This is a genomic window from Flavobacterium sp. (assembly GCF_965277525.1).
Taxonomy (GTDB): domain Bacteria; phylum Bacteroidota; class Bacteroidia; order Flavobacteriales; family Flavobacteriaceae; genus Flavobacterium.
Genome location: NZ_CBDIDC010000009.1, coordinates 197,455 through 218,019, shown reverse-complemented (window position 1 = coordinate 218,019; position 20,565 = coordinate 197,455). Strand labels below are relative to the sequence as shown.

17 protein-coding genes are annotated in these 20,565 nt (G+C 31.8%); 10 read left to right on the top strand and 7 right to left on the bottom strand.

The features are described 5' to 3' along the window. Position 1 precedes the first annotated feature (1 nt). Both ACQY44_RS18025 and ACQY44_RS18020 read left to right on the top strand, forming a co-directional pair. Positions 2 to 1,276 (top strand): O-antigen translocase, encoded by a 1,275-nt coding sequence (locus ACQY44_RS18025; protein WP_428231687.1) that lies wholly within the window; start codon positions 2 to 4, stop codon positions 1,274 to 1,276. Between the two features lie 27 nt (positions 1,277 to 1,303). Continuing rightward, complete coding sequence (locus tag ACQY44_RS18020) at positions 1,304 to 2,383, top strand: acyltransferase family protein (RefSeq protein WP_428231686.1); 1,080 nt, start codon at positions 1,304 to 1,306, stop codon at positions 2,381 to 2,383. Here ACQY44_RS18020 and ACQY44_RS18015 read toward each other — a convergent pair. Genes ACQY44_RS18015 through ACQY44_RS18000 form a run of 4 tightly spaced genes read right to left on the bottom strand, consistent with a single transcriptional unit; the run spans position 2,357 to position 6,324 of the window. After that, the gene (locus tag ACQY44_RS18015; protein WP_428231685.1) at positions 2,357 to 2,932 is read right to left on the bottom strand and encodes an HAD family hydrolase; all 576 of its coding nucleotides are present in this window, start codon (positions 2,930 to 2,932) and stop codon (positions 2,357 to 2,359) included. The two genes, ACQY44_RS18020 and ACQY44_RS18015, sit on opposite strands and share 27 nt — an antisense overlap. Further along, positions 2,929 to 3,798: a decaprenyl-phosphate phosphoribosyltransferase gene (locus ACQY44_RS18010; protein WP_428231684.1), complete on the bottom strand. Its 870-nt coding sequence runs from the start codon at positions 3,796 to 3,798 to the stop codon at positions 2,929 to 2,931. Before ACQY44_RS18010 ends, ACQY44_RS18015 begins: the two co-directional genes overlap by 4 nt. Further along, a complete protein-coding gene (locus tag ACQY44_RS18005) occupies positions 3,795 to 5,417 on the bottom strand; it encodes a hypothetical protein (protein ID WP_428231683.1) in 1,623 nt (540 codons plus the stop codon). The genes ACQY44_RS18010 and ACQY44_RS18005 overlap by 4 nt, the downstream gene beginning before the upstream one ends. Positions 5,418 to 5,436: 19 nt before the next feature. Next, positions 5,437 to 6,324, bottom strand: a complete 888-nt coding sequence (locus ACQY44_RS18000) for a glycosyltransferase (protein ID WP_428231682.1) — start codon at positions 6,322 to 6,324, stop codon at positions 5,437 to 5,439. A 155-nt stretch (positions 6,325 to 6,479) separates the two neighbouring features. Between ACQY44_RS18000 and ACQY44_RS17995 the strand changes: the two genes are divergently transcribed. Next, the gene (locus ACQY44_RS17995) at positions 6,480 to 7,313 is read left to right on the top strand and encodes a glycosyltransferase family 2 protein (protein ID WP_428231681.1); all 834 of its coding nucleotides are present in this window, start codon (positions 6,480 to 6,482) and stop codon (positions 7,311 to 7,313) included. After that, a complete protein-coding gene (locus ACQY44_RS17990) occupies positions 7,310 to 7,729 on the top strand; it encodes a sugar 3,4-ketoisomerase (RefSeq protein WP_428231680.1) in 420 nt (139 codons plus the stop codon). The genes ACQY44_RS17995 and ACQY44_RS17990 overlap by 4 nt, the downstream gene beginning before the upstream one ends. Here the strand turns inward: ACQY44_RS17990 and ACQY44_RS17985 are convergent. Both ACQY44_RS17985 and ACQY44_RS17980 read right to left on the bottom strand, forming a co-directional pair. Further along, on the bottom strand, positions 7,707 to 8,642 hold the full coding sequence (locus ACQY44_RS17985) for a glycosyltransferase family 2 protein (protein ID WP_428231679.1): 936 nt from the start codon (positions 8,640 to 8,642) through the stop codon (positions 7,707 to 7,709). The two genes, ACQY44_RS17990 and ACQY44_RS17985, sit on opposite strands and share 23 nt — an antisense overlap. A 5-nt stretch (positions 8,643 to 8,647) precedes the next feature. After that, on the bottom strand, positions 8,648 to 9,505 hold the full coding sequence (locus ACQY44_RS17980; protein ID WP_428231678.1) for a glycosyltransferase family 2 protein: 858 nt from the start codon (positions 9,503 to 9,505) through the stop codon (positions 8,648 to 8,650). Positions 9,506 to 9,617: 112 nt separating this feature from the next. Here ACQY44_RS17980 and ACQY44_RS17975 point away from each other — a divergent pair, with 112 nt between their 5' ends. Then, complete coding sequence (locus ACQY44_RS17975) at positions 9,618 to 10,454, top strand: class I SAM-dependent methyltransferase (protein WP_428231677.1); 837 nt, start codon at positions 9,618 to 9,620, stop codon at positions 10,452 to 10,454. 1 nt (position 10,455) lies between these two features. Here ACQY44_RS17975 and ACQY44_RS17970 read toward each other — a convergent pair whose 3' ends face one another. After that, positions 10,456 to 11,139, bottom strand: coding sequence for a cell division ATP-binding protein FtsE (locus ACQY44_RS17970; protein ID WP_428231676.1), 684 nt, complete (start codon positions 11,137 to 11,139; stop codon positions 10,456 to 10,458). A gap of 340 nt (positions 11,140 to 11,479) precedes the next feature. On the opposite strand from ACQY44_RS17970, the gene ACQY44_RS17965 reads away from it, so the two are divergent. From ACQY44_RS17965 to asnB, 5 genes are all read left to right on the top strand, one after another. Next, on the top strand, positions 11,480 to 14,494 hold the full coding sequence (locus ACQY44_RS17965; RefSeq protein ID WP_428231675.1) for a tetratricopeptide repeat protein: 3,015 nt from the start codon (positions 11,480 to 11,482) through the stop codon (positions 14,492 to 14,494). A gap of 118 nt (positions 14,495 to 14,612) precedes the next feature. Then, positions 14,613 to 15,476, top strand: coding sequence for a PhzF family phenazine biosynthesis protein (locus ACQY44_RS17960; RefSeq protein ID WP_428231674.1), 864 nt, complete (start codon positions 14,613 to 14,615; stop codon positions 15,474 to 15,476). A gap of 239 nt (positions 15,477 to 15,715) precedes the next feature. Beyond that, positions 15,716 to 17,470 (top strand): TonB-dependent receptor, encoded by a 1,755-nt coding sequence (locus ACQY44_RS17955; protein WP_428231673.1) that lies wholly within the window; start codon positions 15,716 to 15,718, stop codon positions 17,468 to 17,470. Positions 17,471 to 17,661: 191 nt separating this feature from the next. Then, entirely contained in the window at positions 17,662 to 18,111 is a 450-nt protein-coding gene (locus tag ACQY44_RS17950) for a GreA/GreB family elongation factor (protein WP_230036431.1), read from the top strand. A gap of 657 nt (positions 18,112 to 18,768) precedes the next feature. Next, positions 18,769 to 20,445: an asparagine synthase B gene (gene asnB, locus ACQY44_RS17945; RefSeq protein ID WP_428231672.1), complete on the top strand. Its 1,677-nt coding sequence runs from the start codon at positions 18,769 to 18,771 to the stop codon at positions 20,443 to 20,445. The last annotated feature ends 120 nt before the right edge of the window (positions 20,446 to 20,565 follow it).

The window sequence follows — 20,565 nt, the reverse complement described above, 5'->3', positions numbered from 1 at the left end:
CTTGGGCTTCGTTAAGAAATATACTCAGAACAACCTGTTTAGAATCACTTCTTTCAATAGTCTGAGTGTACTGTTGAAAATAGGAATTGGGTTAATTACCTCAAAACTTTTAGCAGTTTTTGTTGGGCCGGCTGGAATGGCTTTAGTTGGAAATCTTCGTAATTTTTTGACTTCGCTGGAAAGTATTTCGACACTGGGTTTTCAGAGCGGAATTGTAAAATACGTTGCTGAAAATGAAAAGAATAAAGTTGAAATTCAAAAGATAATTGCTACAGTTTGTATTGCACTATTAGTCGTTGTGATTGTTTTAAGCGGACTTCTTTTTTTTCTTGCCTCATTCTGGAATAGTAGAATCTTTGGGGATAATTTTGAATTTTCATTGGTGTTTAAAATATTAGCTTTGGCTTTGCCTTGGTATGCTATTTCTATTTTTTTACTTGCTGTAATTAACGGTTTAGGAAAATTCAAAAATGTAATCTGGATTAACTGTATTGGTAATACGATCGGTTTATTGGTGTCGGTACTATTAATTTTAAATTTTAAGACTGTAGGAGCATTATTAGCCGTTGTTATTTCGCCGGCATTATTGTTTTTCGTAACGTTTTATTTCATCAATAAAGAAATTTCTTTTTTTGATACGATCCGATTTCGTTTATTCGATTTCAGGATAATAAAAAATTTATCGTCTTATTCTTTGATGGCTTTGGTTTCGGCTGTTTTTGGACCTTTTGTTTTACTGGCAATTCGGAATCACGTCATAGAAACTTTAGGAATAGATCAGGCAGGATATTGGGAAACAATGACTAGAATCTCCTCTTATTATTTACTATTTGTTTCGACTCTTTTAAGTGTTTATTTTTTACCAAAATTGTCAAACTCAAAAACAAATCAAGAAACTAAAACCATATTTTGGAGTTACTATAAAAACATTTTACCCGTTTTTATTATTGGAGTTATGCTGATTTATTTTTTACGTTTTTTTATCATAAGACTGCTTTTTACAGCCGACTTTCTGCCTGTCGAAAGCTTGTTTTTCTGGCAATTATTGGGTGACGTTTTTAAGGTTTGTTCTTTGATTTTAGGGTTTCAATTTTTGGCTAAAAAATTGACAGGTACTTTTATAATTTCAGAGTTAGCATCACTTGTCGTTTTATATTTTTCAAGCCTTTATTTTATAAGGATTTTTGGGATCGAGGGAGTTGTTATAGCGCAGGCCTTTGATAATTTTCTTTATTTGTTTGTGCTTTGTATTTATTTTAAAAAGAATTTGGTTTAGTTTGCATACTTATACATTTGGGATTTAATGATTACAAAAAAAAAATATTTCGCTTCATTAACCGGTATACGGGCAATTGCTGCTTATATGGTTTATTTGAATCATTTCTTTTTATTTCATCCTGTTTTTAGCAAAACTACTTTTACTATTTTTAATGAATTGCATATTGGCGTTACTATTTTTTTTGTTTTAAGTGGTTTTTTAATTTGTTACCGCTACTTTGATTATGAACATATTAGTTTTAAAGCGTTCATGAAGAAAAGATTCGCAAGGATTTATCCCATGTATTTTATTTTAACGACAATTACATTCATTTGTTTTGCGATTTATAAAGCACAATACAGCATGACTTATTTAAAAATATACCTCTTGAATATCACTTTTCTAAGAGGTTTTTTTCAGGATTATATTTACTCAGGAGTGGGGCAGGGATGGTCTCTTACTGTCGAAGAAATGTTCTATTTCCTGGCACCTGTTTTTTTTATTTTGATAAAAAGGAAGAAGTTTTTTCTTTTTATTATACCTGTCGTTTTTATTGGATTGGGAATGGTTCTGGTTTATCTTTTTGGTGAAATAAATAATCTGGGTTTTAAAACTTTTGGGTTGATGAAAACAAATTTATTCATGCTCAATCTTACTTTTTTTGGCAGAATAACCGAATTTTTTATTGGTATTGGATTAGCATTATTCGTTAAAAAATATCAGGATAATTTTAGAACAAAATTCGTTACTGCAATAGGAATAACTGTCATAATAATTTGTGTGTATTTATTAATGATTTTAAAAGTTGGAAACGGAGATGGAAAAGATTGTTATACTGGAGTCGTAATTAATAATTTGATGTTGCCATTGTTTGGTATAGCTCCTTTGTTCTGGGGACTGATTACCGAAAAAACTAGCTTAGCAAAGATTCTAAGTACTCCTCTCTTTGTATTATTAGGTAAAAGTTCGTATACTTTTTATCTTATTCATGTAGGTGTTTTTGTAACGCTAGTCAATAAAATATCTGCCAATTTTGTATTTGAATTTATTGTTTTAAATCTGGTATCGATTTTTTTATATTTATATGTAGAAACACCTTTAAATGATAGGTTTAGAGAGCGCTAGCATTTCTAAGTCTCCTTTGCCACTGCCGTAAACGTAAATTTTGTCAAATTCATCAAGATTTATGATCTCTTTTATTCTATTTGTTTTTTCGGGTCCGAAACAATTTCTGGTTGAAAAATTTCCAGTCAGAAGGTTATTTTTAATTTCGATTTTTGTTCCTATTACGGTGACTCCAAATTGATGGCTCCAAGGCTGAATCCATTCCGGTATTGAAGCGGTTACAATATAAACCATGTCATTATTTTTGATATGACTTAAGAATTTGGCATAGATATCTTTCGCAAGATTCTGTTCGATTTTTTTTAAAGAAAAGTTATGACATAAAATATTAAAATCGACATACTTATAGCCCTTGAAAAAATGACTTATAAATTTAGTCTTCGCTTTTTCATTTGAATATAATCCCAGTTTTAATGCAATCAAATAAGGAGATAGTAGTACTAAACCCAAATATAAAGCAATGTTTCCTTTCGAGAATTTAGTAAATTCAAGTAGACTGTCTTTTTTATAAAGTGTTCCGTCAAAATCAAAAAAGGCTATTGTTTTCATCTGTTAAAGTACAATAGGTAACTCATTAAAATAATCCAGCATAAGATCATTATTTGAATGAATCGGTCTTTTATAACAATTAGAGTGGGAGAGTAAGTAGAATTATCTACTAATGCCAGTTTTAAATAACGAAAAATACCATTTATCACAAAAATTATAGATATATATAATAATGGAGAATTGTAATGTTTTTGCACTTCAGGAGAGATACAATAAAATATATAGCATACAATTATCATAGAGCTTAAAATGCCTAGTATAGTATCAATAAACACTAAATTATACCCTTCGATATTTTTTCTGACTTTCAAACCATTTTGTGCCAAGGCAACATCAGTTCTTCTTTTTGCAATTCCTAAGAAAAGAGCTAAAAGATAAGTTATTAATAATATCCAGATCGAAAGGACTATTGCTGTAATAGCAGTTCCGGCCAAAAGTCTTAATATAAATCCAATTGCGATGATATTTATGTCCAGGATGGCAATGTGTTTCAACCATTTTGAATATAAAAAGTTGAGTAAAATATAAGAAGCAATTATAAAAAATAAACGTGTTGATAGGAGGAACGAAAATATGAGAGATAGTGTAATCAATGACGCCATTATATAAATAGCACGTTGTGGCTTTATTTTTCCTGAGGCGATTGGTCTTTTAGATTTTTCAGGATGAGCTTTATCCTCCTTTATGTCAAACAAGTCATTAAGAATATATATTCCGCTTGACGCGATGCAAAAGCATAAGAAAGTAAGAAAGACTTTGAGCAGTAGGTCAAAATAAAGAAACTCTCTTCCGAAAAAAAGAGGAGCAAAGACAAATAAGTTTTTTAAATATTGATCAAATCGAATTAGATTCAGATAATTTTTCATTTATATTTCAATGAATTATAAACAACAAAGTGTTTGGTTTGATCTATACGATTAAAATTCTTAACAATAAAAAGAGTAATCTTACTGTACGTAAATACTTCTCCCATTAAATTTTCGCCATCAATGTAAGTTCGCTCTACAAAAATATAATTTTTCTTGTCAGATGCAAGTTTTATAAATACATCTTCTTTATTTAGGACTTCGGTAGATATGATCCAGTCTGCAGGCAATTTGCTTTGTGTATTAAAGATGTAGTTCGCCATTGGAGTATTTGGAGCGACAATAAAATTCGATCCATATTTCCGTATTAGTTGCTTTAATTCTAAATGATGCTCAAACGTATCTTTGTCTGTTTTAATATATTTTAATTTAGGTGAAACCGAATCTAATCTATAGGTTAATTCAGTTATCGAACTTTCTCTATACGGAGTTTTGTTTGAAATAAACGAAACCATACAAACCGAAATGGCAATTAATAAAAAATAATATTTTGAGTTTAAAATTGATTTTAAATCTTCATAATACAAAACCACAAAGCTCATGATCATTCCTGTCGAAAAAAGAATTGTAAAATGATATCCAAGACTAATCGAAGTTGACCACGCAATGGCCAAAGAAACTATTATGGGGGCAAAAAAGGCTACTGTTTCTTTTTTTGCAATGTAATGATATAGTAAAGCTACTAAGCAGCAATTGAAAAATATAACTGACGCATACCGTTGATCATCAAAAAAATGATATAAAAGACTTGCTGTAAAAAATGAAAATGTCAGCCACTTTAAGTAATAAGCTAATTTAAGAAGTGGTGATTTTCTTGTTGTGATATAATGGTTCAGTAAAGGAAATAGTAAAACAGCCAGTAATACCCATTTGCTTCTAAAACATTTGATATAATAAATAAAGCCGGTTTTAATCAAATCAGAGAATTTGGTTTGATTGGTTATTTGTTCCAAGAAGTTAGCCATGGTTGTTATACTGGTAATCCAATATAAAAAAGAAGCAAATAATAGTGCTAAACAGAGCACAAAAAGTATTGCTTTTTTGAGGTTATAATGAATGAAAACCCAAATCGTAAAGAGTACAGGGATTAAATAAAAAGATTGCTTGGTTAATGCTGATAATAAAGAGAAAAGAGCAACAAAAAACAACCTTAAATTGGTGTTTTCCGTATTTTTTGACATGAACCAAAAAGCAATCGAAGCAAATAATAAACCATCTGTTGTTGGCCACGGAAAAGGACCGAAATTATGCATCGATACTATGAAACAAATTATTATTAATCCCCATTTATTAATCCCTATTTTTTTTAAATTGTAAATAGCATCAAAGCCTGAAACGATAAAATAGACCTGCAAAGAAAAGAGCAAATAAGAAATAATCCTGATAAAGAAAAACTGACCTTCCTGAGGAAGTATTTTCATAAATAGAGCATGAAAATATAAGGTTACGGGTGGTCCTTTGTATATGAAATCCTGATAAACATTCTGGCCGTTTATAATTCTCCAGGAAAAACTGGGAATGTAGCCAGTGTCCCAGTTTTCAAGTCCAAACTGGCTTAAAATCAGGCAATAAAAGGATAGTATTATAAAAAATAAATTTCGGTAAGAAAGTAATTTCATTTTGAAATGCTTGTTTTTTTTAAGAGAATCGCAATTTAAGTTCTAGTGGAATATATTTTAATAATAGTATAAAATCATGCGTTCTGAAGCTTTTATCCATCTCAAAATGAAGTCGTTTTAATAATGCTTTGTTTTCTTTTCTGGTTTTGTTTAGCCGCATTGCCTTTTTGATGACAAGATAAGTAGAGTGATTGATTTTTCGGGTTCTGGAATTTAATTTTTTATAAAACTGAGATCCCAGTGAATTTTCAAGCTCTCTTTTCTGGACTAAAATAGTATCTATAAACTCAAATTGATAGAGCCTTGATGCGCGAATCCAGAAGTCTAAATCTTCATATGCTAAATCCTCGTCAAAACCCTTTAGTCGCTCTAAAACTGTTTTTTTTATCATTGCTGATACGGAGCAGATTTTGCTGTTCTGACTTAACATTGCTAAATAAATATCTCCTGCAGCAGGCTTTTCAATTACTTCTTTATTAGAATTTATAGCGTAATAATAACCAGTATGGAAATTGTTTTCTGATATTAATTCTACGTTTCCGTATACAATACCAACATTATTAAATTTAGAATTCAAAAATGTGTTTATTTGTTTTTCTATGCAATCCTCTAATAAAATATCATCGGCGGCTAAGTCTATTATATAATCTCCTGTAGCAAATTGCAATGCTTTATTAAAGGTTTTGGTATTTCCTGAATTAAGTGTATTAGAAAGGAAAGTATGGCTGGGATGATCTTCTAGCCAGTTTTGAATTACTTTTTCAGAATCATCGGTACTGGCGTCATCAGTAATAATAAGTTGTATGTTTTTATAGCTTTGATTTAGCACGGAATTTAAAGATTGTACTACATACTTTTGATGATTGTAACACATACAAATTACACTAACTAAAGGACTATTTTGCATAAAATTATTAGAAATGAAGTTAAATTTGTCAATTTAGAAAAATCAAAAATAGACAATATATTAGGCGATCGATTTAAAAGTTCTTTTTTTTTTTCGATGAAATTATAGATTATAAAACAATAGTAAAACAAAACCATTTTTTATATTTGTTTGCTATGCAGGAACAATCTGAAACTATTTATAAAGAAGTTGATATTGAAATTTTGATTTCTACTATGAATAAGGATTCTTTGGATTTCCTGATTCCGATATTTCCTTTTGCTCATTTTTCCAATTTTCCAATTTTAATTGTTAATCAAAGTCAAAACGAAACCATTTTAGCATCTGGTTATTCTAATATCAGAATTATAAATTCGTTTGAAAAAGGTTTGTCAAAAAGCAGAAATTTAGCGCTTGAATATGCTGTTGGAAAAATACTGGTGATTGCAGATGATGATGTAGTTTATCAGCAGGGCTTTCTTTCAAAAATTATTGCTTCGCATAATGCATATAAAGATGCTGCAGCAATAACATTTTCTGCACTTCAGGCAGAAGGCACTTTTTTGAAAAAATATCCATCACGTTCTAAAACTAAAATGAACTCATTTGATATTCTTAATACAAGCTCGATTGAAATTACATTAAAGAAAAAAATAATAGACACTTTAGGAGTTTCATTTGATGAGAACTTTGGTTTAGGCAGCACATTTGAAATGGGAGAAGAAGCAATCCTTTTATTTGATCTGAAAAAGAAAAATGAACAACTTGTTTTTATTCCTGAAATAATTATAAGTCATGATTTTAGCACGACTTCCCAAAAAAAGAGTATTTTCGAAAATTATTATATTCAGGGAGCATTATTTGCCAGAATTTTTAACCGGAATTATCAATTTTGGATTTTTATCAAGTTATTTTTTGATTTGAAACAAGGAAAAATAAAAATAAGATCTTTGTATAAAATTTTTAAGAATGCACAAAAAGGGTATTTAAATTATAAGCGGGTAAAATGAATTTAGAGAATAGAATAGCATTAATAACACTTCCCAAAATTGAAGACCGAAGAGGAAATATCTCTGTAATAGAAAATGATACGATCCCTTTTGAGATTAAAAGAGTATATTATCTCTATGATGTTCCAAGCGGAGCTGAAAGAGGAGGACATGCACATAAAAATTTACAGCAGTTTTTAGTAGCTTTAAGTGGTAGTTTTGATGTGGTTTTGAATGATGGAACAGAGAAACAAATTATTACTTTAAACAAACCTTATGAGGGGTTGCTGATTAATCCCGGGATCTGGAGAGAGCTTCAGAATTTTTCTTCCGGTTCAGTTTGTCTGGTAGTTGCGTCAGAGATTTATATTGAGGAAGATTATATTAGGGACTTTGATGAGTTTATAGATTATTCTAGTTGTAAATTGAAAGATTAATTCCCATTTTTTTAAGAGTGTTGTTTAATTTTAAAAAAAAATGCAAGCAAAAAGAAGGTAGCTTCAATAAAAAACGAATCTTTAAACCCAGATTTTGTTGATCTACATCTTTTATATATAATGAACTTTTATCTTTAAATCCAAATACATAATAACGAAAACCATATTCTATTCGGTACAAGTCCAGAAATTTTTTGAGAGAAGGATTTTCTCTTTCGGCGATTTTAAATTGCTCAAAATCCATTAAGTCCATTGAACCAATATTTTTCTTAGCAAGACTATCTGGAATGTCATTATTATAAATAGCTGTAACTATATTGGTAATCGCAACTGGATATTCGATTCCAATTTTAGTCCACAATTCCAGATCCTGGCCATTCGTGATGCCGGGAGTAAATCCACCCATATTTTCCAGTACATCCTTTGGTATCGCCAAACAGGAAGTCCACGTAATTCTAAATGGTTTATTTGATGCAAAAAAATTAGGTACAATTCCGTAAAAAGTCTGATCTATTCCTTCGTAATTAGGGATTTGAGAATGATTTTTAGTGATTTTAATTTTATAACGGGAACAGTAAATTCCGCAATCCGGAAAATTACGGTACAGATTCGCTAATTCTTCTAAATGATTCGGAAACCAATAATCGTCAGCATCCAGAAAAGCAATAAGTTTGCCCGTCGATTTCTCTATTCCCAGATTTCTCGCGACAGAGACACCCTGATTTTTTTGATGGAAGATTTGAATTTTTTTATCATTAAATTGTTGTACTAAAACTTCACCTTCGTCAGTAGATTCATCATTAATGACAAGAATTTCGTAATCAGTAAAAGTTTGATTGAGAACACTTTTTATTGTGTTTTCAATATGGTCAGCTTTATTGTATAGCGGAATAACAACAGAAAAAAATACCATATCGCTTATTTTTTTAAGTTGCAATAATAACCCAATTTATATAGGTCAAATAAAAACAAAGAAGGATTTTGAGAAAGTAAATTTCGTTCCATTTTTGCTTGATTTTTTCTGAAAAGAAAGGCTGAAAAACGAGTTGTTTTTAGTTTTTCCAGAAAATCAAAAGATTTAATTATTTTGCTTTCTTCAGAAGCGATTTTATTTGAATCATAAAGAAATATAAGATTTTCTAAAGCTGTTTTGGTTTTGTTTAAAAATAAAAGGGATGTTTCTAAATTCAAATGATATGTGGGATTTTCTATGCGGGAAATTTCAAAGTGATTTGATTTTAAAACGGCAAAAAAACACAAATCTTCGTAACCGTATTTTGTAATAATTTCATCAAAAGGATATTGAAGAAAAACGTCTTTTTGGATTAATAAATTTGAGGTTAGAATTGATTTGGTTTCTCTTTTCTGTCCATAGATCCATCGTAAATACTGTTCTTTCTGAGGTTTTTTATTTTCATAAAGAATTCCTCCAAAAAAGATTTTTTCTGCTGATTCAGAAATAATAGTCACATACTTTTTTATAAAATCATTTTGAGCAGGAAAAGTATCGCAATCTAAAATTAGTAACCAATCATATTTTGATTTCCTGGCTAATGAATTGATATTTTTTCCTCTGCCTAAATTGCTTTCATTTACAAAAAAAGTAACATTAGGTAGTAAGTTGATTTTATGATTTATAATGTTTTTTGAAGAATTTGAGGCATCATCCTGGCAAAGAATTTCAAAAGTAATCCCAATAAAACGACATTGCTTTACAAGTTCGTTTACAAGTAATAAAACATTATAATTATAAACCGGAATAAGAATAGAAAGCATTATACGTTTTTTAGGATATATTTGTAAAGGAAATGTTTTTTATAACATAATTTTTATATTCTTGTAATTGATTCCAAATTTCTAAAAAATAAAGTATATACCAAAAGTCAAAATGAATTTAAGAACTATTTATTATGCAATTTCTCCAAGATCAAGATTCCTGGTTAGAAAAATGTATTATTTTCCGGTTGATTTTTTAAATTTTAGAAATAAGGCTAAAAATAAACTTGTTCCAAATAAAGGTGATATTTTTATTGGCGGTGGTGATTTTACTGAACAAGGCAAACATCTTTTTTCTCTTTTAAAAGAATACGCTTTTATAAAACCAGAAGATGCCGTGTTGGATATAGGTTGTGGTATTGGGAGAGTAGCGATACCATTAACGCAATATTTAACTAAATCGGGAAGCTATGAAGGCTTTGATGTTGTTAAAAAAGGAATTAGTTGGTGTGAGGAGCACATTGCAAAAGGTTTTCTAAATTTTAGATTTCAGTACATACCATTAAATAATGATTTGTATCATTTAACTGATGAAAGGGCTGAAAATTTCAAGTTTCCTTATCCGGATAACTCTTTTGATACTGTCTTTTTATTTTCAGTTTTCACGCACATGCAACCTCTTGAAGTGCAAAATTATTTAAATGAAATTTTTCGGGTTTTAAAACCAAATGGAAAATGTCTTTCTACTTTTTTTCTATATGACGACCAGCTTGAAGTTGAAATTTCGAAGAAAAGCAGGTCATTTTCTTTTCCTTTCAATAAAGGAAATTACAGGCTAATGAATGAAAAAGTTCCATCGGCTAATATTGCATTTAACGAATTTTATATTAACCAGATGATCGAAGCAAGCAATCTGAAAGTAGAAAATAAAATATACGGAAGTTGGGCCAATAAAGGAACAGCTGATCTGTATGATTATCAGGATATTTTAGTTTTTGTAAAAAAGTAAATTACACGCTACGTTGCACAACCTCAAAAATTCGTTCGTCTTCACATTTTAATGTTTTAGACGGAAATTTCAATAGCAAAGCATAATCGTGAGTGACCATGATAATCGTTTTACCGTTCGCGTTGATTTTTTTCAATACCTCAAGAACTTCAGAACTTGTTTGCGGGTCAAGGTTTCCGGTGGGCTCATCGGCTAAGATAAATTCAGGATCGTTTAGTAGTGCTCGTGCAATGGCGACACGTTGTTGCTCTCCGCCTGAAAGCTGATGCGGCATTTTGTTGATATATTCTTTCATACCCACTTTGTCCAGAACTTCATCAATTTTGCGCTCCATTCCTTCTTTGTCAACCCATCCTGTCGCTTTTAGAACGAAAAGCATATTGTCTTTTACGGAACGGTCCGGAAGTAATTTGAAATCCTGAAATACAATTCCAATTTTACGTCTCAAATACGGAATATCATTTTCTTTTAAAGTTGCTAAATCAAATTCAACTATATGACCTTCACCTTCAGTTAAGGGCAAATCACCGTACAAAGTTTTCATGAAACTACTTTTCCCGGAACCTGTTTTTCCAATTATATAGATAAATTCACCATGTTGAACATCTAAATTAATATGAGATAAAATTTTTCTTCCTTCTTGATATATAGTTACTTCTTTAAGAGACAGTACGGTTTGTGACATAATAAATTGATTTGATTGGTAAAAGTAGTAAGATAACGGTTGGATTCAAAATAAATTTGAATCATTTCTGAAGAAAATACCGAAATGAATTTTTAATCATAGAAGTGATATAAGTTCATTTTAGATTAGGAACGCTAATTTTTTTATTCGTAACAACTTATATGATTTACTATCGAAAACAACTTGGTAAAGCTCCTAACTTATAATTACTTATATGACTTATATGATTTAAACTTAATTTCTAAATAAGCATTGTTAAATTTTTGTTCATAATAAAAGCAAGAAACGTTTCGTTATAAACGGTATAAAATGATACATTTGAATACTAAATATAATTAAAATGCGTAAACTTTCCTGGTTCTTTTTATTACCAATTATCCTTATTTCGACCATAGTTTCGGCACAAAAATCAGCTATTTACACTTACGATTTAAAGGATTTTGACAAAGCACTGGCTTTATATAATGACAAACAATATGCTTCGGCACAACTTATTTTCGAATATGTAAAAAACAATGCCACGACTGAAGAAGTTCAGTCAGATTGTGCTTATTATATCGCCAATTGTGCTATTAGAACTAATAAAGCAAATGCGGATGCCTTGATGGAAAAGTTTGTTACCAACTATCCAACCAGTACAAAACAAAATCAGGCCTATATCGAAGTAGCGCAATACTTTTTTGAACAGGGCAATTACCCAAAAGCATTGCAATGGTTCGATAAAGTAGACGAAAGTTACATGAGCAAATCCGATTCGGATAAATTTAATTTCCAAAAAGGATACAGTTATTTCAATGCCAAAAAGAAAAAAGAAGCAACAACTTATTTTAATAAAGTGGTAAATTCTCCTGAATTTGGTTCTCAGGCCAAATACTATCTCGGATTTATGGCGTATGAAGGCGATGATTATAAAGAAGCGACTAAATATTTTGATGAAGTTTCAGGCGAAGAAAAATACAAAGAAAAGCTCTCGTATTATCAGGCTGACATGAACTTTAAATTAGGAAATTTTCAAAAAGCAATCGATTTGGGACAAAAAGCAATGGCTAAGTCAAATGCACTTGAAAAATCAGAACTAAATAAAATTATCGGAGAAAGTTATTTTAATCTAAAACAATACGACAAAGCAATTCCGTTTTTAGAGCAATATGCAGGTAAAAAAGGTAAATGGAGCAATACTGATTTCTATCAGTTAGGCTATGCTTATTACGAGCAAAAAGAATATGAAAAAGCAATTTCTCAGTTCAATAAAATTATTGAAGGAAAAGATTTCGTCGCTCAAAATGCGTATTATCATTTAGGTTTAAGTTATTTAAACACAGGTAAAAAGCAAGAAGCGCTAAACGCTTTTAAAAATGCTTCTGAAATGGATTTTAATGCTCAAATTCAGGAAGATGCTGCTTTAAATTATGCTAAAGTGAGTTATGATATCGGAAATGCATATCAGACTGTACCAGGCATTTTACTTGATTTCCTAAAAAAATATCCAAACAATTCAAGCAGATCTGAAGTAGAGAAATTATTGGTAGATTCTTATATTTCGACTAAAAATTACAAAGAAGCTTTGAGTTTGTTAGAGAAAAACAGGTCAGCTGAAAATAAAGCAGTGTATCAAAAAGTACTTTTTTACAGAGGTATAGAATTGTATAACGAATCGAATTATCAGGAGGCGGGAAAAATGTTTAAAAGTGCCATCAGCGAACAAAAAACTCCTGAGTTTACAGCGCGAGCAACTTTCTGGAAAGCAGAGACAGAATATGTTACCGCTGATTTTCAGAACGCGTTACTGACTTACAAGCAGTTTGCCGGATTGGCTGCAGCCAAAGCAACTGATGAGTACAAAAACATCAATTATAATATTGGATATACCTATTTTAAACTGAAAGAATACGATCAGGCAGGGAATTCTTTTCAGGCTCAAATTGACAATTCTAAGGAAGATAAAGTTCGTTTAAACGATTCGTATTTGCGTTTGGGAGACTGCCGTTTTGTGACTTCAAAATATACAGCAGCAAATGAAGCTTACGCAAAAGCAATTGAAGCAAAAGGCGTTGATGCTGATTATGCACAGTTTCAAAAAGCGATGTCGTATGGTTTTATGTCTAAAAACGATAAGAAAATTGACGAACTGAATAATTTCCTTCAGATGTATAAAAAATCAGAATATCGCGATGATGCTTTATATGAATTGGGAAATACATACGCAGCAGAGAAAAAGAACGATCAGGCGATTAAAACCTATGATCAGCTAATTGCGGAATATAAAAATGGAGCCTTTACTTCAAAATCAATTTTAAAGCAAGGTTTGATTTATTACAATTCAGATCGTGATCAGCTAGCATTGGTTAAGTTCAAAAAAGTAGCCGCTGAATTTCCTAAAACTCCGGAAGCTTTAGAAGCCGTTTCTACTGCCAGGCTGATTTATGTAGATTCAGGAAAAGTAGATGAATATGCAACCTGGGTTCGTACATTAGACTTTGTTGCCGTTACAGATGCAGAATTGGATAACGATACTTATGATGCCGCTTTTAAACAATACAGCCAAAATAACAGCAAACAAGCCATTACTAATTTTGCAGGTTATATCAATAAATTTTCGACAGGACTTCATTCTTTAGAAGCTAATTTTTATTTGGCACAGTTGTATTATGCAGAAGGTTCAGAAACCAAATCGGTTGCTAATTATCAATATGTAATTGATCAGCCAAGAAACGAGTTCACAGAACAATCTTTAATGAAATTAGCACAGATTTTCCTGAAAGCAAAAGATTGTGATAAATCGATTCCGGTTTTAATACGATTAGAAAATGAATCAGATTCTTCTCAAAACAAAAGTTTTGCACAAGCTAATTTGATGAAATGTTATTACGACAAAAAAGATTATGATAACTCGGTTACATACGCAGATAAAGTGTTGCAAAATGTAAAAGCAGATGCAAACGTAAAAGCAGATGCGCAAATTATTGTAGCGCGCGCAGCAATGCAAACGGGTGATGAAGACAAAGCAAAAACGGCTTACGCTAAATTATCAGCAACATCAAAAGGAGAGCTGGCAGCAGAAGCGTTGTATTATGATGCTTATTTTAAAACAAAAGAAGGCAAGTTTGATGCTTCGAACGTTTCGGTTCAAAAGCTGGCCAAAAACTATTCGGCTTATAAATATTACGGAGCGAAGAGTTTAGTTTTAATGGCGAAAAACTTCTACGGATTAAAAGACAGCTACCAGGCAACTTATATTTTAGATAATGTCATCAATAATTTTACGGATTATCCGGATGTTGTTGAAGAAGCTAAAAAAGAGTTGACAGCTATAAAAGCAGAAGAGTCTAAAACAAATTCGTCGATTAATAAGTAAGATTTAAGAAGAAGCAAGAAAATAGAGGCAAGAGAAAAGATAATAGAGAAGGGAGCAAAGCGAGAAGTCTTTCTTCTATAATCTTGTCTCTTTCTTCTCAAAAAAATAAAGAAAAAAAATGAGTTTACCTTTTTATATAGTTGATGTTTTTGCCGATAAAAAATATGCAGGGAATCAATTGGCCGTTTTTTTGGATGCAGAAAAATTAAGTTCAGCAGAAATGCAGCAAATTGCACGAGAAATTAATTTCGCCGAAAGTACTTTTATAACCAGACTTGATAAAGAAAATAATAAGGCCGAGATAAAAATATTTACACCATCTCAGGAGATGCAATTTGCGGGACATCCGATAATTGGAACTTCATGGGTTTTGATGAATAAAATATTTGATAGTTCGCCGGAGAATATAAAATTAAATGTTCCAATTGGACCCATTGCTATTCATCAGTCTGAAGGTTTGATTTGGCTAAAAGCGGCTCAGCCGAAATTTTGGGATATTTTTTCCAAAGAAGACATTACAGTATTTAGTAATCTGAAAAATCATGATTTTGAGAATCAGTTTCCAATTCAGGAAGTAACGACCGGAAGTGCATTTGTAATGGTTGGGTTAAGTAGTAAAAGAGCCTTGGAAAATTTAGTCTTAGACAAAGATAAAACAAATGATTGGCTGGTAAAAAATTGCAAAACAGCTCATAGGGCTTTATACTTTTATTATTTAGAAGGTTCAAAATTGTTTAGCAGAATGTTATGTATCGAACACAATCAATTGGTAGAAGATGCAGCTACAGGAAGCGCGAGTACTTGTTTGCAGGCTTTTTTATTAAAATATCATAAACCTGAGTTTGAATTGATTAATTATCAGGGAGATTATATAGGTCGTCCGTCTCAGATTTATTTTAAAGGGAAATTATCCGAGAACGATTTTGATATTCAAATAGGAGGAAAAGCTCAATTCGTTGCAAAAGGAGAATGGGAAGCCTGATCATTAGAGAATAGAAGAAAGAATAAAGAGAATAGAAGAAAGAATAAAGAGAATAGAAGAAAGAATAAAGAATAAAGAGAATAGAATAAAGAATAAAGAGAATAGAAGAAAGAATAAAGAGAATAGAATAAAGAATAAAGAGAATAGAAGAAAGAGAATAGAATAAAAAAATATAGAGAAAATATAGAAATAGAAGAGAAATCTTTCTTCTTTACTCTTTTCTCTTTAAAAGAAGAAATATGAAAATTAATTGCCAGAATAAAATCATCATTTTACTAGTATTGTTTGTTGTCCAGCTTTCGTTTGCTCAAAAGAAAAAAGAGGAAACTATAGGGACAGAAACTGTAAACGTGGTAAAACCTTATTCGCCAACGATTTCAGATGCTTTTAAAATAAAAGAAACTCCTTCGCTTGACGATACCGGAAATCAGCCTAAGGAAACGATAAAATACAGTATCCTGTCAGTGCCTGTAGCTTCTACATTTACACCTTCAAAAGGAAAAGCAGAAGGTGTGGAGAAATCTAAAAGAGAAAAATTGTTTAATAATTATGCTACTTTAGGAGTTGGAAATTATGGAACATTAAATGCTGAATTGTTCGTCAATCAGGATTTAGGAAATAATGATTATGTAGCGGGAATGTTTCGTCACCATTCGTCTCAAGGAGGAATTAAAGGTGTAGATCTTAATGATGAATTTTATGATACAGCATTAAATGTGGGTTACGGTGTAAACAATCGTGACATGTCGTGGAATGTTGATTTAGGATATCAAAATCAATTATACAACTGGTATGGTTTGCCGGCTGAATTTGGTTCGACTTTAGCAGGACAAACCCGTGATGATTTAATACGAGGAATCAACCCAAATCATTCTTATAATACCATTTCGTTAGGTGGAAATGTCGAATTTAATGAAGGGATTTTCAGTAAGATCTCCACGAAGTTTACCCATTTTTCAGATAGTTTTTCTTCTTCAGAAAATCGTTTTTATTTAAAACCTTCTTTCAAAGTTGAAGTAATGGATCAATCAATTAACACGAATATTATCGTAGATCACGTAAGCGGATCTTTCGAACATAATTATGCGAGAGATAACACAAGTCCTTTAAAATACAGTCTAACTAATTTTGGGATTGAACCAAGTTTTGTGATACTTGAAAACGACTGGACATTAGAGTTAGGGGCGGGATTGTTTTATGGCTTGGATTCTGAAAACAGTGGAAACAAGTTTTATATTTATCCAAAAGTAAACGCTTCGTATAAATTGGTAGGCGATCTAATGATTTTCTACACAGGAGTAAACGGCGGTTTAGAACAAAATTCATATGCTGATTTTGTAAACGATAATCCGTTTTTATCACCAACTTTAAATATGAAACCTACCAATAATCAGTATACTGTTTTTGCAGGTTTAAAAGGTAAATTGGCAAACAATATCAATTACAACCTTACGGGATCTTATTTGAATGAAAAAGACAAAGCCTTATATAAAGGCAATGATTATACAGAAGATTTTTCGAATCAGAATTATGCTTTCGGAAACTCATTTGGGGTGGTTTATGATGACGTGAGAACCTTCCGTTTTTATGGAGAATTAAAAGCCGATTTTTCAAGAAATGTATCTTTTGGAATCAACGGAACTTTTAATAGTTACAAATATGATGGTATAGAAGCTTGGAATCTGCCATCGATGAAAATAAGTTCTAATCTTGATGTAAACATTACAAAGCAATGGTATGCAGGCTTGAATGTTTTCTTTGTGGGAGAGCGTAAAGACATGCAATCGAATCTTGATTTAGGAACTGATCCCGTTATTACAACTCTTAAAAGCTATTTTGATGCCAATGCACATTTAGGGTACAAATACAACGAACGTTTGACTTGTTTCTTAAAACTGAATAATATAGGAAATCAGGCTTATGAAAAATGGCTGAATTATCCGGTACAAGGATTTCAGGTGTTAGTAGGAGCAAATTACAAATTCGATTTTTAAGGTTTTCTAACCGCAAACATCGCAAAGAATTTTATCTTACAATACGTTGAGAAAACAAAGTTCGCAAAGCTGATTGAATATCTGGTTTTGCGAACTTTGTTTTTATAATTAGTGAAAATTTGTGTAATTCGTGGCGAAAAAAATTGCGACCTTTGCGTAAAACCCAGCGCTCTTTGCGGTTAAACTACAATATGGAATTCAAACAAAAAATACATTCTCATTACCTGCAAATGGTTCAGGACCGAATAGATGTTTTCAGAGATATGATTTCGGCTTTGACCGAAGATTCTAAAAACGATGCAAAAGGTTCTGCCGGCGACAAACACGAAACAGCTTTATCGATGATGCATATCGAGCAGGAAAAGCTTACCAATAAACTAAAAGAAGCGATAACCCAAAAAGCGATTTTAGATAAAATTGACGCCTCAAAAACTACCGAAAATATTATTTCAGGAAGTTTGGTAAAAGCGAACGGAATTTATTTGTATGTGAGTGTAGCACTTCCAAAAATTGCAATTGACGGTATCAATGTTATTGCACTATCTCCGCAATCTCCACTTGGTTCTCATTTGATGGGGAACAAAGTTGGTTTTACTTTTGAGATTAATAAAACGCATTACACTATTGAGAGTGTTTTGTAAACTTTGATTTTTTGTGTAGTCCCTACGGGACAATTTTATCATGTGATCATTCTTTTTTCTACCAATATTTAACTCCTAAAGGAGTATATCTCGTAGAGATTAAATATCGGTAAAAAAAATAAACGGGGAATCGAATTGTCCCGTAGGGACTACACAAGATTATGAATAAAGAAACTCAACACAATCTTGTCATCCCGAGGGAAGAGGACACGAGCGATAGCGAACTGGCGAAGCAATCTCCGTAAGTAGCCCGACAAAAAATGGAGTAACTATGCAGAATTTCTCGCGGAGATCCCTCGTTCCTTGGGATGACAAACAAGTTGATGAGATTTACGTGAGGAATGATAAGATTGACGAAAACAATAATTACCCAACCACTTTTCTTCTTCTCTTTAGGAATCTTTCAATGATTCTTAAAAATCGTAAAATTTAATTCAAAGATTTATTTAAAACCTTACATTTTATACTCTGTTTAGGTTCGAAATTGAAATCTTCAAGTTTAACCCTTTTTTTAATGCTAAAATTTTACATTTTATATGTAAAAATGATTTTTGTGTTTTAAATTATAACTTAAATAAGGTTTTGTGTTTTTCAATTATAACCAATACCGCATCTTTGCCTTATCAAAATAAAATTTAAAAATAAAAATATATAGTTATGTGTGGAATCGTATGTGCCTTTGATCTAAAACAAAAAGCCGAAACATTAAGACCTCAAGTATTAGAAATGTCTAAAATCATTCGCCACCGTGGACCGGACTGGAGCGGAATTTACAGCAATGATAAAGCAATTCTTTCTCACGAGCGTTTGGCAATTGTAGATCCGGCTTCAGGAAAACAACCTTTATTTACAGAAGATAAAAAATTGGTTTTGGCTGCAAACGGTGAAATTTATAACCACAGAGAATTGCGTAAACAATTTGAAGGAAAATATAACTTTCAGACTGAAAGTGATTGCGAAGTCATCCTGGCACTTTACAAAGAAAAAGGACCCCACTTTGTAGATGAAATGAACGGAATCTTCGGATTTGCTATTTATGATGTAGAGAAAGATGAGTATTTTATCGCTCGTGATCATATGGGTATTATTCCACTTTACATTGGCTGGGATCAGCACGGAACTTTTTATGTAGCTTCTGAATTGAAAGCTTTAGAAGGATATTGCACAAAAATCGAGTTATTTCCTCCTGGACATTATATGACAAGTAAAGACGGTGAATTTGTACAATGGTACAAGAGAGACTGGACAGATTATGATGCGGTAAAAGACAACGAAACTAGTATTCCTGCAATAAAAGAAGCTCTTGAAGCAGCGGTTCACAGACAATTAATGAGTGATGTTCCTTACGGAGTTTTACTTTCAGGAGGTTTAGATTCGTCTATTACTTCGGCTGTAGCCAAAAAATTTGCACAAAAACGTATTGAATCAGATGATACAACAGATGCGTGGTACCCGCAATTGCATTCTTTCTCAGTAGGATTAGATGGTTCTCCGGATTTAGCGGCAGCTCAAATTGTGGCTAAGCATATCGGAACGATTCACCACGAGATTAAATTTACAATTCAGGAAGGTTTAGATGCTGTTCGTGACGTAATTTACAACTTAGAGACTTATGATGTAACCACCGTTAGAGCTTCGACTCCTATGTGGTTAATGGCGAGAGTTATTAAATCAATGGGAATCAAAATGGTATTGTCAGGTGAAGGTGCAGATGAATTGTTTGGAGGATATTTATACTTTCATAAAGCACCAAATGCAAGAGAATTTCACGAAGAAAACGTTCGTAAATTAGGTAAACTTCATATGTACGATTGCTTACGTGCGAACAAGAGTTTGGCAGCATGGGGAATTGAAGGTCGTGTTCCTTTCTTAGACAAAGAATTTATGGATGTTGCTATGCGCATCAATCCACAAGATAAAATGATCAACGAAGAACATCCAATGGAAAAGTGGGTAGTTCGTAAAGCGTTTGAAGATATGTTGCCGGAAAGCGTGGCATGGAGACAAAAAGAGCAATTTTCTGATGGAGTAGGATACAGCTGGATTGATACTTTAAAAGAAGTAGTAGCCAAAGAAGTTTCAGACGAACAATTGGCAAATGCGAGATTTAAATTCCCGTTGCAGACACCAACTTCTAAAGAAGAATACTACTATCGTTCTATTTTTACAGAACATTTTCCTAGTGATGCAGCTGCTTTGTGTGTGCCTCAGGAAGCAAGTGTAGCTTGTAGTACGAAAATTGCGTTGGAGTGGGATGAGGCTTTCAAAAATATGAACGATCCTTCAGGAAGAGCTGTAGCAAGTGTTCATGATGATGCCTACGCAAAAGCATAAACAAGAATTTTTAGAATTAGTATATATTAATTTCGAAAGACGTTCTCAGTACTGAGAGCGTTTTTCTTGTCTAATAGTGTTAAATTATATTGTTTCAGTTACTTAAAAATATTTTTAGAT